The organism is Bacillus sp. K2I17 (assembly GCF_002209985.1).
GTDB classification, from domain to species: domain Bacteria; phylum Bacillota; class Bacilli; order Bacillales; family Bacillaceae_G; genus Bacillus_A; species Bacillus_A wiedmannii.
The window spans coordinates 16,151-32,797 of the sequence record NZ_NJGF01000016.1 but is presented as its reverse complement, the minus strand read 5'-3'; the positions used below and the strand labels follow the sequence as shown (position 1 = coordinate 32,797).

Annotated in this window: 21 protein-coding genes; 10 read left to right on the top strand and 11 right to left on the bottom strand. The window is 34.2% G+C overall.

Annotated features, from left to right (window positions below):
• The first annotated feature begins 171 nt into the window (after positions 1–171).
• From CER22_RS18455 to CER22_RS18445, 3 genes are read left to right on the top strand one after another with little or no spacing between them, the layout of a single operon-like run.
• Positions 172–651, top strand: coding sequence for a hypothetical protein (locus CER22_RS18455; protein ID WP_063220964.1), 480 nt, complete (start codon positions 172–174; stop codon positions 649–651).
• Between the two features lie 49 nt (positions 652–700).
• A complete protein-coding gene (locus CER22_RS18450) occupies positions 701–1,003 on the top strand; it encodes a contact-dependent growth inhibition system immunity protein (RefSeq protein WP_088064482.1) in 303 nt (100 codons plus the stop codon).
• Between the two features lie 26 nt (positions 1,004–1,029).
• Positions 1,030–1,476: a DUF7832 domain-containing protein gene (locus CER22_RS18445; RefSeq protein WP_063220963.1), complete on the top strand. Its 447-nt coding sequence runs from the start codon at positions 1,030–1,032 to the stop codon at positions 1,474–1,476.
• An 81-nt stretch (positions 1,477–1,557) separates the two neighbouring features.
• Here CER22_RS18445 and CER22_RS18440 read toward each other — a convergent pair whose 3' ends face one another.
• A complete protein-coding gene (locus CER22_RS18440; protein WP_088064006.1) occupies positions 1,558–2,139 on the bottom strand; it encodes a TetR/AcrR family transcriptional regulator in 582 nt (193 codons plus the stop codon).
• A 225-nt stretch (positions 2,140–2,364) separates the two neighbouring features.
• Here CER22_RS18440 and CER22_RS18435 point away from each other — a divergent pair, with 225 nt between their 5' ends.
• Entirely contained in the window at positions 2,365–3,597 is a 1,233-nt protein-coding gene (locus CER22_RS18435) for an MFS transporter (RefSeq protein ID WP_088609320.1), read from the top strand.
• 184 nt (positions 3,598–3,781) lie between these two features.
• On the opposite strand, the gene CER22_RS18430 is transcribed toward CER22_RS18435, so the two are convergent.
• Positions 3,782–4,240, bottom strand: coding sequence for a hypothetical protein (locus CER22_RS18430; RefSeq protein WP_088609319.1), 459 nt, complete (start codon positions 4,238–4,240; stop codon positions 3,782–3,784).
• Positions 4,241–4,589: 349 nt separating this feature from the next.
• Here CER22_RS18430 and CER22_RS18425 point away from each other — a divergent pair, with 349 nt between their 5' ends.
• A complete protein-coding gene (locus CER22_RS18425; protein WP_088064009.1) occupies positions 4,590–5,297 on the top strand; it encodes a DNA alkylation repair protein in 708 nt (235 codons plus the stop codon).
• A 99-nt stretch (positions 5,298–5,396) separates the two neighbouring features.
• Here the strand turns inward: CER22_RS18425 and CER22_RS18420 are convergent, their stop codons facing one another.
• Entirely contained in the window at positions 5,397–5,729 is a 333-nt protein-coding gene (locus CER22_RS18420; protein WP_087984191.1) for a DUF3895 domain-containing protein, read from the bottom strand.
• Between the two features lie 397 nt (positions 5,730–6,126).
• On the opposite strand from CER22_RS18420, the gene CER22_RS18415 reads away from it, so the two are divergent.
• The gene (locus tag CER22_RS18415) at positions 6,127–7,227 is read left to right on the top strand and encodes an S-layer homology domain-containing protein (RefSeq protein WP_088064010.1); all 1,101 of its coding nucleotides are present in this window, start codon (positions 6,127–6,129) and stop codon (positions 7,225–7,227) included.
• 130 nt (positions 7,228–7,357) lie between these two features.
• Here the strand turns inward: CER22_RS18415 and CER22_RS18410 are convergent, their stop codons facing one another.
• A complete protein-coding gene (locus tag CER22_RS18410) occupies positions 7,358–7,816 on the bottom strand; it encodes a VOC family protein (protein WP_088609318.1) in 459 nt (152 codons plus the stop codon).
• A 339-nt stretch (positions 7,817–8,155) separates the two neighbouring features.
• On the opposite strand from CER22_RS18410, the gene CER22_RS18405 reads away from it, so the two are divergent.
• Entirely contained in the window at positions 8,156–8,566 is a 411-nt protein-coding gene (locus CER22_RS18405; protein ID WP_088064011.1) for a DUF4279 domain-containing protein, read from the top strand.
• A gap of 101 nt (positions 8,567–8,667) precedes the next feature.
• Here CER22_RS18405 and CER22_RS18400 read toward each other — a convergent pair whose 3' ends face one another.
• The 4 genes from CER22_RS18400 to phaZ form a co-directional block, all read right to left on the bottom strand.
• A complete protein-coding gene (locus CER22_RS18400) occupies positions 8,668–8,868 on the bottom strand; it encodes an NETI motif-containing protein (protein ID WP_000166305.1) in 201 nt (66 codons plus the stop codon).
• Positions 8,852–10,048, bottom strand: a complete 1,197-nt coding sequence (locus CER22_RS18395; RefSeq protein WP_088064012.1) for an MFS transporter — start codon at positions 10,046–10,048, stop codon at positions 8,852–8,854. Before CER22_RS18395 ends, CER22_RS18400 begins: the two co-directional genes overlap by 17 nt.
• Positions 10,049–10,161: 113 nt before the next feature.
• Positions 10,162–10,395: a hypothetical protein gene (locus CER22_RS18390; RefSeq protein ID WP_088064013.1), complete on the bottom strand. Its 234-nt coding sequence runs from the start codon at positions 10,393–10,395 to the stop codon at positions 10,162–10,164.
• Between the two features lie 60 nt (positions 10,396–10,455).
• The gene (gene phaZ / locus CER22_RS18385; RefSeq protein ID WP_142291779.1) at positions 10,456–11,373 is read right to left on the bottom strand and encodes an intracellular short-chain-length polyhydroxyalkanoate depolymerase; all 918 of its coding nucleotides are present in this window, start codon (positions 11,371–11,373) and stop codon (positions 10,456–10,458) included.
• 174 nt (positions 11,374–11,547) lie between these two features.
• Between phaZ and CER22_RS18380 the strand changes: the two genes are divergently transcribed.
• From CER22_RS18380 to CER22_RS18370, 3 genes are all read left to right on the top strand, one after another.
• A complete protein-coding gene (locus CER22_RS18380; RefSeq protein WP_046954781.1) occupies positions 11,548–11,964 on the top strand; it encodes a MarR family winged helix-turn-helix transcriptional regulator in 417 nt (138 codons plus the stop codon).
• A 15-nt stretch (positions 11,965–11,979) separates the two neighbouring features.
• Complete coding sequence (locus tag CER22_RS18375) at positions 11,980–13,179, top strand: MFS transporter (RefSeq protein WP_001190325.1); 1,200 nt, start codon at positions 11,980–11,982, stop codon at positions 13,177–13,179.
• A gap of 101 nt (positions 13,180–13,280) precedes the next feature.
• Complete coding sequence (locus CER22_RS18370; protein WP_088064015.1) at positions 13,281–14,540, top strand: serine hydrolase domain-containing protein; 1,260 nt, start codon at positions 13,281–13,283, stop codon at positions 14,538–14,540.
• 63 nt (positions 14,541–14,603) lie between these two features.
• On the opposite strand, the gene CER22_RS18365 is transcribed toward CER22_RS18370, so the two are convergent.
• Genes CER22_RS18365 through CER22_RS18355 form a run of 3 tightly spaced genes read right to left on the bottom strand, consistent with a single transcriptional unit; the run spans position 14,604 to position 16,530 of the window.
• Positions 14,604–15,392, bottom strand: a complete 789-nt coding sequence (locus tag CER22_RS18365) for an ABC transporter permease subunit (RefSeq protein WP_088064016.1) — start codon at positions 15,390–15,392, stop codon at positions 14,604–14,606.
• On the bottom strand, positions 15,389–16,294 hold the full coding sequence (locus tag CER22_RS18360; RefSeq protein ID WP_088064017.1) for an ABC transporter ATP-binding protein: 906 nt from the start codon (positions 16,292–16,294) through the stop codon (positions 15,389–15,391). The genes CER22_RS18365 and CER22_RS18360 overlap by 4 nt, the downstream gene beginning before the upstream one ends.
• Positions 16,291–16,530, bottom strand: a complete 240-nt coding sequence (locus CER22_RS18355) for a PLD nuclease N-terminal domain-containing protein (protein WP_087984180.1) — start codon at positions 16,528–16,530, stop codon at positions 16,291–16,293. The genes CER22_RS18360 and CER22_RS18355 overlap by 4 nt, the downstream gene beginning before the upstream one ends.
• Positions 16,531–16,647 lie beyond the last annotated feature (117 nt).

Sequence of the window (16,647 nt, the reverse complement as noted above, 5' to 3'; positions counted from 1 at the left end):
ACCTTTTACTGATTTTCTTCACCAAGAAGGACCTTTACGTTTTTTCATAAATACTATGTATCTATTAATTAGATCCTGATTTAATGTAATTTCCCTATTTGAAAATACTAAGCTTTTCAATTTTTCGTTATAATATAGTTGTCATCTTTTTACATTGAAAGGAGTTTTTATATGGAAGAAATTGCTCATATTTTACTCACTAATATTGATACATTAAATGAAGAAGACCAAAAAATTGTAAAGAAACTAGTTAATAAGTTAAAATCTTTTGCTCATGCACCACTAAATAAAAATCACTGCTTACGTATGAAACCTTTTATTGAATCTGAAGGAATAACTAGACTCGTTGCCAATACAGTACACTCTTACCAATTAGATTTAATGCCAAACAATCAATTTGCTATGTATGATGTTATTGGCTATTACTACAGCATAGCATTATTAACATGTTGTGTAGTATTTGAAAAAGGCGATTTCAAACACATCTACTCTGTATTAGAAAATGAAGTGACAAAAGAAAACGAAAAGAATGTTCTAGTATCAGAGCGTGGCGGGGAAAATTACTACGTTATGGCACGCATACTTAAATTTTTCAAGAAAGATGCTAAAGACATAGAAAGTTTATTTTCACAATTAATTATTCTAGATTAATTAATTGTGAAATATCACTACATACGAAACAAGGAGGATGAGTATGAGTATGCTACGAATAGAAAATATGGAAGATGATGAAGTTTTCCAATTTCTAGCTGGCACTTTCCATCAAGATACTTTCTACGAAGAAGCACTTAAAGAATTATTAGAAGAGGCACACAAGGAATATTTACAAGACTCTATTGTTTTTCTATCTAAATTTCTAAAAAATGATTATAGCATTGAAGAAAAACAAGCGTACATTCGATATTCAGCAGATGGGATATATTTTGAAGGGCTAGAAATCACACCGGTAGAATGGCTTGAAAACATAGTTGAAATATTAAAACAAACCATACAAGTTTATTAGATTATACATTAAAGGGGATGACCTAATTGTTAAATACGATCGTTTATGATAAAGCGAAGTACCATTATCAAGGTGATTTCCCTGAGGACTTACCAATTGATCAAGCTTTTGTACATACTGGTATGTTTTTAGGATGGATACTTGAACATAATTTATTTAGTGAAGAATTTGAAGAAGAGTCTCAAGACGAAATTAATCAGTTTAAACTTAAACAAATGACTGGCACAGAAATTTATATGAACTGGGATGGCGTTTTAGCAGACGACATGTTAAATGATGAGGGCAACCAATTCGCAAAGTACTACTTTAACCATGACGAGGACTGGAAATATATAAATGATTACAGTGATGTTTTTATAGACGAAGGCGAAACTCTCTACCATGTGCAAGATACTTGGGAAAACTATTTCAAATTAAAAAACGTTATTGATAATAGCTATAATTTTTGGAAAGACAACTTACAAAATAAATAATTATAATAAGTCGATTTCTTATTTTAATAAGGAATCGACTTTCTTAATATCTAATTTGCTGATTAACACCTCACCCAAAGATCATTTTACTAACGATACTATTATCGATATCGAATTTTCTATAACGGAACGTTCTGGACGTGATTTCATTAACACTGTTAATCCAATTAAGGACGTGACTAATGTTTGCGCTAATGCTTTAGCGTTCAAATCACTTTGCAGTTCACCTGATCGTATTCCCTTCGTAATTAATTCTTGAAAAATAACTGCAAGATACATTTGATGTTCTCTAGTCAGTACTTCAAATTTTTCATTATGAGGAGCAAGTTCAACCATTGTGTTAATACAAAAACAACCTTTACTGAACTCTTTTTTATATTCCTCTTCCACCATATTTTCAAAAAACGTCCGAATTGCTCCTTTTACAGATTGTTCGTTTTGAAGTTTTGTTCGTATATTAGCCGCATGTAAATTTGTGTATCTCCTTAATGCCGCTTCAAATAAACCCTCTTTATCACCAAAGGCTGAATATAAACTCGGCTTTTGTATTTCCATTTTTGCAGTTAAATCGCTTAATGAAGTAGCTGCGTATCCCTTCTCCCAAAAAAGTTGCATAGCAGCATCCAAAGCTTTTTCTTCATCAAATTCGCGTAGTCGTGCCATTTAAAACCATATCCTTTCTATATCTAGTTATTAAGATTACACATCGTCATTTATGTACCAATCAGTATGTTATATATCGTATTAGATTATAAACGACATGTCAAAAAAATTATAATTAACTCAAAATAAACTTGACATATATGTTTCTTCGAGATTATATTTTACTTACAAATAACATACCGTTCGGTACATTATTTGTAAGTAATGCAAAAAGGAGCTGTTTTTATGAATAGTAAAGAAAAAATGATGCCCATTCTAAAACATACTCACACTCAGATACATTCACCTGTTCATGCAACCATGTCTCGCTATATGACTCTATTATTCGCAATCGCTTGTGGGATGGCTGTAGCAAACATATACTTTGCTCATCCACTACTTGATTCATTGTCAAATGAATTTAAGATTAGTCATTCAACTATCGGTATTGTGATTACTATTACTCAAGTTTGTTATGCACTCGGTTTACTTTTATTAGTTCCACTTGGTGATTTATTAAACCAAAAGAAAATAATAATTCTCCAAATGCTTTTATCTGTTTTCGCTTTAATTATAATCGGGTGCGCTTCCTCAAGCACCGTACTTTTTATAGGTATGGCCTTAGTAGGTATTCTTGCAACGGTTACGCAAACACTCGTCGCATATGCATCAATTTTAGCTAATCCAGCAGAACGTGGACGCATAGTAGGTTTCGTTACAAGTGGCGTTGTAATAGGTATTCTCCTTGCTCGTACATTTGCAGGCACATTAACAGATTTAGCTGGATGGCGATCCGTTTATCTCACCTCCGCTATTCTTTTACTCTTCGTAACTGTTTTGTTACACCGGAACTTACCAACTCTTGAACTTAAAAAAGTGACAACTATGTCTTACCGAAAATTAATACACTCTGTTCTCTTATTATTTGTAGAAGAACGACTTTTACGCGTTCGCGGAATACTAGCATTTCTCATTTTTACTTCATTCAGTATTTTATGGACTTCTTTAGTATTACCTCTAAGTGCTACACCACATAATCTATCTCATACAGCTATTGGCGCATTCGGCCTTGCTGGAGTTGCAGGTGCATTAGCTGCTACTAAAGCTGGACAATTAGCTGATAAAGGATTCGGACAAAGAACAACTGGCATAGCCTTATCATTATTAGTACTTTCATGGCTCCTAATTAAATCTATTAACCATTCTCTATTATTACTAATTTTCGGAATTATCCTTTTAGATTTAGCGGTGCAAGCTGTACATGTCACCAATCAAAGTATGCTTTTCACAGTGCGTCCTGAAGCGAGAAGTCGACTCACTGCCAGTTACATGATTTTTTACTCTATCGGTAGTGCAACAGGTGCAATGCTTTCAACAAATACGTATGCAAAATATGGTTGGGATGGAGTATGCATATTAGGTGTATCTGTTAGTGCTTGTGCTCTTTTATTTTGGATAATAACCTTACGGCGATCATAACAGCTAAAAGAAGAATAATTCATTTATGTTTCATACGTGTTTTTCTACAAGACTATAGAATAGCATTTACTTTTTAACACAAATCAACGGCATTTTCATATAAAAAATGCCGTTGATTCTAAATTTTCACATATGCGATTCATCATTTTATAATAATAAATCCTATACTAGCGAAGTACATCTATTACAAATTCCCTTTAACGTTTTCGACAATCTCGTTTATCGTATTCCGATCAAACTTATCACTAATTTCGTATGGCTCACGATCTCCTACTAATTGTACGCCTACAATATCATTGCGGTCTTTACCATATTGCACTTCAATAATAGACCCACGCTCTATTTGTTTCCAAACGAGACCTGCTTCATCTTTATTATCTAAAATAATACAATCCTCAATATTTTCATCAATTCCAATTAACTTATTGTCATCCATATATCCAACCTCGTATTGTTGACGTTCTTTCGCTTTGCCGCTTACTACTATACCTTTGCTTCCATACGAGTAATCCGTATAATCCTTTTTCTCCGATTGTACCGCTTTCGGCTCTTTTGCTTCAGTTTTTTCAGTATTTCCACAACCCGCAATCATACCAATTGGCATAATTGCAGTTAATACTACTCTAGTAAATTTTTTTATCACTTATAACCAACCTCACATGTTTAACTTTAAATTCCATTTATCCCCTTTCCAAATAATAACATGATAATACCGAGAAAGAGCCAAAGGTAAAATATTATTTTCATCCCAACAATCTATGTAAAAAGCTATACTTCTGTATTTCCTTCCCGTCTACTTTCATATAGTACCCTTACAATTATAGATAGCTAGAATTTCAAAATCAATAACTGAATTATCGATAAATTACAGAAAGTAGACATCCTACTCACATAAGATTTAAAATTAGGAAGTATGGAAGACATGATAAAAAATTTAAACTAGATGATCGCAATTAAAATGATTTTTATATGAAGGAAGGAAGTGCACAGCTATGGATTTAAAAACAGTTATGCAAGAGCTTGAATCCCTCGGTAAGGAAAGAACGAAAAAAATATACATATCTAACGGTGCGCACGAGCCAGTTTTCGGCGTAGCTACAGGCGCTATGAAACCAATCGCTAAAAAAATAAAATTAAACCAAGAGTTAGCTGAAGAACTGTATGCGACAGGCAACTACGATGCTATGTATTTTGCAGGCATTATTGCAGACCCGAAAGCTATGAGTGAGTCTGATTTTGATCGCTGGATAGACGGAGCATATTTTTATATGTTGTCCGATTATGTGGTGGCAGTAACTTTATCAGAATCAAATATTGCACAAGATGTTGCTGATAAATGGATTGCAAGTGGAGACGAGCTACGAATGTCAGCGGGCTGGAGTTGCTACTGCTGGCTTTTAGGAAATCGCAAAGACAATGAGTTTTCTGAAAGCAAAATTTCCACTATGCTTGAAATGGTAAAAAATACGATCCATGATTCACCAGAACGAACAAAATCCGCTATGAATAATTTTCTAAACACTGTAGCAATTTCATATGTGCCACTACACGAAAAGGCAGTCGAGATTGCAAAAGAAGTTGGTATAGTTGAAGTAAAACGTGATAATAAAAAAAGCAGTTTGCTAAATGCTTCCGAAAGTATTCAGAAAGAACTTGATAGAGGCAGACTTGGTTTCAAACGTAAGTATGTAAGATGTTAAAAAAGAAAAAGGTGGTATCAATCTTTCTTGATTGATACCACCTTTTTCTTTGACTACTGAACTCTCTTCTTAGAAAACATTCATTTACCTCTGGACAACTTATATGTTAGAAACTTCTTCTTTTAACTTATAAACCCTATCTCTTTTCTCATCGCTTTTGACAAAAATAAGCTTTCCTTCTTTAACAAAATCTTCTAATACTAAGCATACTTGTCCATATGCTTTCGGCTTATTCGTTGTGAATCTTTCATCTGATATTTTGCCGGATCGTATTAATTGTTCACATAGCTCAAGTGTACTTATTTCTTCAGAATCCACTAATTCCAATATATCTTTTTGCAATGGCGATAAAGGTACTGGTATATCAGCTACCTCCACCTTTTCTGGTTTGTTTTCTTCTTCAAATAAATCTTCAAATGAAATTTGATTCATTACTTCTTTTCCTTTCTAACGATTGATTTGTATAACATGAACTGAATTCTATAGCGTAGTTATTATTATGTAGTACTTACCTTATTACGTAAATGTCAAACTCATGTACATCGTTTCATATAGTATGTTTCGATTATACCAAATATACGTTCTGTTTTCTATTACAGATTGGAAAGCAGAATGTTTTACTGTATATACCATTATTAAATAGAGCTGAATATCCATTATCCAAATATTACATTTTCAGTTATATTATCAAAAATTTATCCATATTGCGGAAATAAATGACAAATAATTATAATTTACATGTTATAATTACGATGCATGCATTTAGTTATATTAAATGTGTAATACGTATATTTAATAAAGTTAAATTAAACTGGGGAGGCTTGCGCAAATGGGCAAGAAAACAAGCAAAGCTAAAAAATTTTTCGGTTTCATAATCACTGCAGCATTAGCAACTACAACGATGGTAGGTACAGTAAATGCAGAAACAACTACGAAAACAAACGGTAATGAAAATAGCTATAAGGTAGCTAGCAATGCGAACGTTGTATTTACAGATGTACCAAAGGACCACTGGTCAAAAGATGCTATCGATTACTTAGCGTCAGCAGGAATTTATAAAGGATACGGAAATGGGAAATTTGGTTTTGGGGACAATGTTACTAGAGGACAGGTAGCTTCTTTAGTCAATCGACATTTAGGTTTAATAGCAGATGATAAACAGGCGAATATGTTTAGTGACATTACAAATCATATGTTTGAAAAGGATATTAAAGCCATTGCGCAAGCTGGAATTATGACAGGTGATGGATCAGGTACATTTCGTCCAGATGATGTATTAACTCGATATGAAATGGCAGTAGTGTTACAAAAAGCATTTCATTTAGAATCAAAAGGACAAGGGAGCTTTAAAGATGTACCAAAAGGTCATTGGGCCTATGAATCTGTAAATGCAGTGCGTAGTAACCGTATAGCACAAGGTGACGAATCAGGTAATTTTAATGGCAACATGATTGTGAAGCGTGAGCAATATGCACAATTTTTCTATAATGCAATAGCCAAGAACCGATCTTATAATTTCAACATCAATACAAAAGAAGAAATGAAACAAATGTTAACAACAGCTTTACAGAATGGGACGTTTGGTCCATTTAAATTAGATGCACTAGGTAAAGATATATCTGAAGTGAAAAAAGAATTTGGAGCGCCTGATGTTTGGAAGCAAGCATCATGTACAGAATGTGATGCACCTAATATAGCGGTATACGGCGATTATAATATTGACATGTACCCTTCGGACGCTAGATATATTTCAGTGAAAATGGATATCACTATTAATGAATTAAAAGAGTGGTTTGGTGAGCCAGATGGAATCGGAGAGGATATGACTAGTGAAGGCTTTATATATAATCGAGGAAGCTATTCTCTTTATTTCAGCTTCTCTGATGGTTATATTCAACGCGCTGAAATATCTAAAAATAAATTCAATTAATAAGTTACAAGCAATATAAAATATATAAAGCATAAAAAATCCTTCAAGAACGTGCTTTTTCTTGAGGGATTTTATTTGTCTCTATCTATTTAATATAATCCAAAACTATATAACTCCTACTGTTTAAACTTTATTTTTCTTGATGCTCCGCATCCCATTCACTTAAATACGTTGCATATTCTAATTCATCTGGATCATCATGTAACATAGAAATAAACTCTAATTTATTTCCATCACAATCTAGAAAATATACACTTGCAGCTGGCATCCACCTTTGGACAATTGGTTCTCGATTTCCTTTCCCTTGACTCCCTACTACCTCTATTCCACGCTTCTCTAGCCATAATTTAGAAATCTTTAAAAACTCTAAATCTACACGAAAAGCGAAGTGTTTCGTCTCAAACTCTTCATTCGTATGTACTTCCCATAATCCGAGCATTTGCTCTTTATTTTCGCCTATCCAAAAGAACGCAACTCGTCTTTTCGATAGTTTTTTTGCTACTGTTAAGCCTAACTTATTTTGATAGAAATCTATCGCCTTTTCTAAATTTCTTACATGTAAATGAGTTTCATATATGCTTTGTATCATTATATATTTCCCTCTCCTCTACATTCTGATTTTTAAAATATATTTTGTTTTTATCATACAAATATTTATATTTTTAAGCATCCTACTTTTGTATAATTGTTCTGTCCTACAAATGTATAGGTATCCATCTTTAACTAATGCCTCAACGCCGGAATTCAATACAATGGAACTAGTGAGCTTTTATGAAAAATTGGCTCTCACCTACTTTTCTCCCATTAGAAGCTTTGCTGCCCACAAATAGCAGGATAAAAATTCTATTTACATTCATAAATTTTTATAATGTAATAAGATTAACATCTTAATAATAGAGGAGGAGCCATTCTGGATAAAACAAAAGTTATGGCTTATTTTAGTGCAACGGGTAATATATTCCCTGTTGAAGCAATTACCGACGCCCTAAGTATCGAGCCTACAAGAACTTATAAAAAAGGTGATGTTGTTGCAAAACGTGATAATCCGAATCTTGTATCCACCAAAACCCTATATAGAAAAGAAACTAATTGGACTTTCAGCACCGGCTATCAAGAATCATACGATATAAATAATCAGTTGCAAGTTATTCTAAAATCCCTTGAAGGAAAAACAGAGCAATTAAAACATCTCAAGAAGAAGTATAGTTTAGAGTTTCTTTTTATGGTAGTAATGCAAGTGGAGAATAACGAATCACCCGCGATGTATTTACAAAAAAACATTATTGATTTTGTTAGTTCCATTCAAGCAGAAATTCATTTTGATCTATATATTTGTTAAAAATAAAAACGCTATTGATATTGGAATCAATAGCGTTTTCTTATGTGACTTTATGTTTTATCTTGTTTGTACCCAAAAGCAAATTCTTTTTATATAACGTATTACTTCAATTTCCCCTCAAAGACAATCTTTCTACCGCACGGTTCAACTTCTGTTTTGCCGTTTTTCTTCACTTCATGAAAGATTGGTTCTTCCATACGACGAGACGGTGCATAGCCTTCTTGTTCCATACGTGCTAAGCAGTCTGTAATTGTTTCGTTTTCGAGTACTTCAAATTTCTTTTTATTAGGTTGTTTTGTCATGCCCTAACCTACTTTCTATTTTTCTTGATGCGAATTGATTCTTCATGTAGACCATATATACCATTGCGAGAATTCCCATTATAATCATAACCGCAATAAAAAAGCTTGTATACTGTATTTTTTCTATAAATACGCCTCCTAATACAGGTCCCATAATACTTCCTAAACTAAAGGCGATTCCAGATAATATATTACCTGCTGGTAGTAAATGTCTCGGTAATAAATCTGTCATAAATCCAAGACCTAGTGAGAAGCATGATCCAATGACCATACCCGCTAACAGCATACAGGCAAAGACGATCCAGTAATAGTGATCAAATACTGCTGCAAGTAGGAAAATGCCCGTACTTACGCTGAACGTCCACGTTAAAATACGATCTCTTCCGTATTTATCACTTAATATACCGAGTGGAATTTGTGTAATAATGCCCCCAACTGCGAACGCTGGTAATAAGAAGGATACATCTGATACAGACCATCCTTTACGAAGCGCGTATACTGGTAAGTTACTATTTAACATTGCTTCTAGTACGCCATATGCAAGTGGTCCTAGTAATGCAATCCACCCTAATCCAACAACTTGTTTATAACGAGAAAATGATGATTCACTCTTCACTTCTCTTTCATCTTGCGCCGGGAATGCATTTTTCGTTGGAAGTAATAATAGCCAACCTATTAAGCAAAGTATAGTAGATATAATAAATGGCGTTGCAAGACCGTACTGCACAGTGCTTGCTAAATACGGACCAACGGCAAAACCAATTCCGAAGAATACACCGTATATCGATACTTGTCTCCCTATTTTACTCGGGTCTGATGTTGTCGTAATCCATGTTTGTGTTCCGACATGAAGCATATGATCTCCGACTCCAACTAGAAATCTAAGAATAAACCATACCCAAAATGAAAAAGTTTGTGTAAAAAAGAATAATGAAATAATAACGAGAAACCCACCAATAACGATAATTGGCTTCATTCCAAACTTTTGCATCGGTTTTTCAAGAAACGGTGAAATAACTAATATCCCAATGTATAATGCCGTCGCATGAATACCGTTAATACTTGAACTTACCCCTTCTTGTTCAAAAATCATTGCAATGGCCGGTAAAAGCATCCCTTGTGACAAACCCGAGATTGCTACAATTCCAACCATAATCCAAAAAGTAAAACGCATCGACATCCTTTTCCCTCTCCTTCTCACGCTTTCCACTTTTCATTATAAACTGTTTCTCCAAATGCGTGTACGAATATTATGAATAAAAAAGAAGCTAAAAGAATGAATCCTTTAGCTTCTTATCCTTCCCATACTTGCGCTTTCACATTGTTATGGAATTGCTTGAAATACGGATGTTTATAAAAAGCAGTTTCATACACGTATTGCTGTGCATGAGCAATTGGTGGCTGCGGGTATTGCATTTGTAAAGGAACTACAGCTGGTGAAACTTGCATATACATCGGAGCTATCATTATTTTTGTATATAAGTGATGATTATATGGCGAATGCGCAATTAAGAACGGCTGATGCATGGATAATCTCCCCTTTTACCTACAATGTTATAGTATATGCAATACTTATCATTTCGGGGATTATTTCTCTTCTAACCAATCCTCTACATGTTTTATAAATACATCTAAACAATCAATAAACGGCGAATGACCGCAATCCTCTAACACTTTCAACTCTGCATTCGGCAAATGTTTTGCTAATTCCTCACCGACTACTTGCGGTACGACATAATCTCTGTCACCTTGTATGACGAGTGTTGGAGCTTTAATATGATGAATTTGCTTATTTCCCTCTACAACCCCGTTATGTTCATCCGAAATGTTAAATGTAATTAGTGCATAATTCACATCTACGAAATTACGTTGCGTTAACATATCGTCTAAATACTTTTCGTAACGATCCGGTTCCGGTTGATTATGTGTATATATTAATAGATTCCATACTGTACGGTAATATAATTTATTCATATTTTTTATCGCATCTAGCACTGGAGCAATTTGTACGGGATCTTGCGCGATTTCTTCTTTCGTCTTTACTAAACTTGATACGATCGGTTGCCCGTTAATATCTTTTTTAAAAATTGGATATCCCTTCATGCCTACTGATTCTACTAAAATTAACTTTTCAACAAAAGTTGGATGATTCGCTGTAAATTGCATCGCAACACCACCACCCATTGACCAGCCCATTAATGAAAATTTCTCTAGTTTTAATTGATCAATAAATAGTTTTACATCTCTTGCAAAGTCTTGTAATGAATCTATCGATTGATTATATGTTGATTGTCCAAATCCTCTTAAATCAAGAGCGTAAATATGGTATCGGTCTTGCAGCTTTTCAATTACTAAATCCCAATGTTGTGACGATGTCATGTTTCCGTGAATGAGTACAAGAATTTCTGCATTTTGCCTTCCAACTTCCTGATACGCAATCGTTTCTCCGTTCGATAGTGAAACAAACTCCATTGTTGCAGGCTTAATCATCACAAGTTCCCCCATTCTTTTTAATAGAAAGAAAATTCTTTACTTACTTAAAGAATAGCATGCAGAATATACGTTCGCAACATAAAACCTATACGAAATTTTTACATAAATCAACATGTCTATTACTAGACAATTATAATGAAAAAGTATATAGTTAGCTAGGTAACTAATTTGAAAGGATCAAAATACATGGACGAAAAACAACATTTTTTTCACATTGTCAGCCAGACTTCTCGAAAATTCACAAAGAAATTTAATGAACGCGTATCTCCAACTGGGCTATTCAGTGCGCAATGGGCTGTTATTTTCCGCATTAATCAAACCGGTTCTTGTACGCAAACAGAATTGTGCCAGTACTTAAATGTTGAATCACCAACGATGACTCGTACGTTAACACGTATGGAAACGATGGGCTGGATTATTCGTACAGAAGGAAAAGATCGTCGTGAGAAGCTCATTTCTTTATCAGAGACAGCGATAAAAATGATTCCGGTATGGCAAGAAGAAGTTGATACTTTCGAAGAAAAAACACTAGAAGATATTAACGAAGATGATTTACATCAAGCATTTGAAGTGTTACAACAAATTATTAAAAATTTAGATTAAATTGGAGGGATGACGATGCAAAGTGAGAAACTTTGGACGAAGGATTTCCTCGGAACTTGTTTTAGTAGTCTATTTCTCTTCTTAACATTTTACATGCTTATGACTACTCTGCCTGTCTATGTAATAGACGGCCTAAAAGGAAAACCTGAGGAAATTGGTTTAGTTGCAACTGTTTTTCTTATTTCATCTGTTTTATGTAGACCATTTACAGGTAAATGGCTCGATGATTTAGGAAGAAAGAAAATATTATTTATTTCACTTTCATTATTTTTAGCTGCTACTGTTATGTATTTCGGTGCGCAAAGTTTATTTTTATTACTTGCCCTTCGCTTCTTACATGGTATTGGGTTCGGTATGGCAACGACAGCAACTGGTACGATTGTCACAGATGTTGCGCCAGCTCATAGACGAGGCGAAGCACTTGCCTATTTCGGCGTATTCATGAGTCTGCCGATGGTAATTGGTCCTTTTTTAGGTTTAACAATTATTTCTCATTTTTCATTTACTGTACTATTTATCGTTTGTTCCGTATTTTCATTGCTTGCATTTTTATTAGGACTACTTGTAAATATTCCGCATGAAGCACCAGTGAACAAACAAAAACGAGAAAAAATGAAATGGAAGGACTTAATTGAACCATCCTCTATTCCGATCGCTCTGACAGGATTTGTTTTAGCCTTTTCTTATAGTGGCATTTTATCCTTTATTCCTATTTATGCGAAAGAGATCGGTTTAGGAGAAGTTGCTAGTTACTTCTTTATTGTATACGCACTTGTTGTTGTAATTTCTCGTCCATTTACAGGAAAGATTTTTGATCGCTTCGGTGAAAATGTACTTGTTTACCCTGCTATCATTATTTTCACAATTGGGATGTTTATTTTAAGCCAAGCACAAACTTCATTTTGGTTCCTTGGCGCAGGTATGCTAATCGGTTTAGGCTACGGGACATTAATTCCTAGCTTCCAAACGATTGCGATTTCTGCCGCTCCAAACCACCGACGTGGTTCTGCGACAGCTACTTACTTCTCATTCTTTGATAGTGGTATTGGCTTTGGTTCTTTCATTTTAGGTATCGTCGCAGCGAAATCCAGTTACCATAATATGTATTTTATCGCAGCTATTATCGTTGCCTTCACTTTACTTCTATATTATGGATTACACGGACGAAAACAAAAATTCAAGAAACAACATACAGATGGAAAAATTTCCGCTTAACATGAATAAGGAAAGTAAACTTCCCCGTTTACTTTCCTTATTTTGTATTTCTTTTAATAGAAGCGTATACTTATAATAGAAATAAAAAAGGAGGGACCGATATGAAACTTAAAAAATCTCCCCTACTCTTACTCATAATCACATTCATATTTGTAATTACAGGGCTCGGTTTTACATACTTCAAACATAATAAAACAATCCCATCAAAAAATAACGTGACGAAAAAAAATTGGTTAGATGATCCTTACTTACGTTGGTCGTACACACATATGAAAGAATTCACTTTAATTAACGAGGTAAATAATAACCCGGATCACGTTTCCCACTTCTCTACCGCATCACAAAACTTAGACGATTTTGCTGTGGAGCGTAGATTTGGAAATACAACTCCTCTAAAAAAACTTTTAGACGATAACAAAACGGATGCTTTTGTCGTTGTACACAATGGACAACTTGTTTATGAACGATATTTCAACGGGTATAACGAGAGTGAACCTCATGGCATGGCGTCATTAGCAAAGGTTTTTACCGGTGCAATTATACAATCTCTCGCTGAAGAAAATCGTATTGACTTAGAAAAAACAGCTGACGCATATATAAAAGAATTAAAAAATACACCGTTCGGTAATGCCACACTTCAGCAATTAATGGACATGCAAGTTTCTGTAGAATACCCTACTCACGGATACGAACATCCAGCGTTAGAAAATCAAGATGCACAACTATATTTAGCGAGCAATATTTTACCTAGAGGTAAAAACTACGACGGTCCGATGAAAATTTATGATATGTTACGAGAAGCAGAAGAAACTGCAACGCCTGGTTCCGATTTTTCTTACGATAACGGATCAGCCGAAACACTCGCTTGGGTTATTCGAACTATCACGGGTAAATCATTAGCTGAAAATGTTAGCGAACGCATATGGTCTCAAATTGGTATGGAAGAAAATGCTTATTATGTCACCGATGAAACAAAAGTTGAACAAGCTAGCGCTGGTTTAAATGCAACTGCTAGAGATATGGCTAGATTCGGGCAATTACTATTAAACAACGGGGAATATAATGGAAAACAAATTCTCCCTTCTTCTATTACTAAAGATATAAAAAATGTCCAAGAAGGTGAACTTGCAGTTGGCCCTGGAGCTTCCATTTCTTATCATAATCAATGGTGGATTCCGCACAATGAACAAGGTGCTTTTGAAGTGTTAGGTAGTTACGGACAAACACTTTACATCGATCCGAAAGCAAATATGGTCATTGTCCACTTCTCTTCTAACGCTACGCCAAGTAATGAAATACATTCAGTCTACTCAAATATGTATATTGATATTGCACATCATTTAGAGAAGCTTCCACAGTAGTGGAAGCTTCTTCTTATTGGGGTATTTATTTTAATAAATCCCCTCATCACGATTATTCTTTTCTTATTCATACGTGAATTTTTTATTAGCAATCCAATAATTTGTCACGAAGAGTGTCAATAAGATCCAAATAATCGTTAGTAGTACATTGACCATTGCAGTTGCATTCACTCCCCCTGTGACTAACGTTTCCATTGCGTGTTTACTCATACTGGCTGGATTAACTTGATCTATTATTGGACTCAAACCGACGATTATTCTACAAGCTAAAAGAACAACAATTGAAATTAGTGCAATAATACCTTGACTGTGAAAAATAGCACTTATCATTGTTGTGAAAGATACGATAAAAAGAACCCAAATTAAATAAAATAGTAATCCAGTAATCATGTGCGAAAACGGAACAACAGTAAAAAGATAGTTTGTATATAGATAAGAGGTAAAGTATCCAATCATTACACTAAGCGCTACTATTACATAATTTGATACTATTTTCCCCACTATATATGAAGTAACCGTAACAGGTCTCGTTAAAATAAAGGCCAACATACCGTTAGCTTTATCTGTTTGAATAGCACCCATCATAGAAATCACTAGAATCATAAGTCCGAGCTGATCAAACTGAGACCCCAAAGTACTCGCTAATACTTCGCCTCCTTTTTGTGATGTCATACTTGGATCGATGGTAATTCCCTGCCCTCCACCTAATGCTCCTAAAATGGATGGTAAGTAATGCGTTACTATTGGCTGTGTTGCCCCTAAAAATATAAAAACAATTGGTAGCCAAATGATCTTAAAATCACGTAACATTTGAACACATTCTTTTTTTATCAATATCATTGAGTTATTCATTTTTGCACCACCAATTTCAAGAAAATTTCTTCTAAAGTATCGTTGTTTATTTCAAACTTAACGATGTCCACTTTATGTTCGAGTGCATTTTGCAGTAACATATTTTTATTTATTTTGATACTTTCAACCTTCACTTTGACTTTAAGTCCAATCACTTCTACATCCTTCACATAAGGCAAATTTTTTACAACGTCAATCCACTCTCGATCTTTAGCTGTAATTTCAATGATTAATTTATTTTCGCTATTACGGTGTAAAAGCTCAGTAATTGTTGTATCTTCTATCTTTGTTCCATCTTTAATCATGACAAATCGTTCACAGATTTCTTCTGCATCACTCAATATATGGGTTGATAATAAAATAGTCGTATCTTTTTTTATTTCTTCAATGAGATTTAATACTTCCCTTCTACCTATTGGATCTAATGCGGATACTGGCTCATCCATGACAATAAGCGCCGGTTTATGCAGTAATGCTTGTGCAATACCGAGTCTTTGTTTCATTCCACCAGAAAAGGTACTCACCTTCGAATCTTCTTCCCCACTTAATCCAACTTTCTCCAAAATTTTTGGTATCGACTTTGACAATGCTTCTTTTTTCATCCCTGAAAGTTGCCCCATAAACATAAGGGTTTCTCGCGCTGTCATCCAATGAAAAAAATTAGGGTATTGCGGTAAGTAGCCAATTTCCCTTTTCATTTTTGATATTTTTATCCCATTCAATAACACTTCACCCACATCTGGATTAATAATATCCGAAATCACTTTTATTAATGTAGATTTCCCTGCTCCATTTGGTCCGATTAACCCTACACATTCCCCTGATTGCAGTTCCATTGAGAAAGTATTGACAGCAATTTTCCCTTTAAATGATTTTGTTACATTTCTAATCTCTAATTTCATAATTTCTCACTGTCCTTTCTCCCTATAACAAAGTATAGAATAGGTCCCAATACGTTAACAAAAAGAATAATTAGCGCCCATACAAGTACATTTTTTCTTGTTTTTCTATGTCGGTATAAATCAATTAGTGCAATGAAAACTAAAAGTACCCCGACTGCAATAACTGGCAATATGATTGGGAGAAACGCCATAATATCCATGTCTTTAAGATCATTCCATCCATAATGTAGTTGCATTTTTATCATTCCTTCCTAAACTCATTATCATTATTGATAATAATAATGATAAATCAAGAGCAGATGCATTGCAAACATTATTCTCATTATTTATAATGAGAATAAATAATGAATAAG